Raw genomic sequence first — 223 nt, forward strand, 5'->3', positions numbered from 1 at the left:
TTGTCGGCGTGAAATGAAATTGCACGTTGGGGTGGGCCTTGAGCCAGTCCTCGTTCTTTTTATGGGTGTTGAGGTTGTCGAGGATGACGTGAAGCTTGCGGTTCGGAAAAGTCGCGGTGACGCTGTTCATGAAATCGAGAAACTCGACGCGGCGCCGGCGTTTTGAATGGGTCGCGATGATCTTTCCGGTGGCGACTTCGAGCGCCGCAAACAATGTTGTGGT

Annotated in this window: 1 protein-coding gene; it reads right to left on the reverse strand. The window is 54.3% G+C overall.

All coding sequences use genetic code 11. The features are described 5' to 3' along the window. Positions 1-223, reverse strand: a 223-nt coding sequence (locus tag QJT78_RS52680) for a transposase (RefSeq protein WP_281461004.1), incomplete at both ends; no start/stop codon positions are given.

Origin of the sequence: Bradyrhizobium sp. Mp27, assembly GCF_029953005.1 — a bacterium.
GTDB classification, from domain to species: Bacteria; Pseudomonadota; Alphaproteobacteria; order Rhizobiales; family Xanthobacteraceae; genus Bradyrhizobium; species Bradyrhizobium barranii.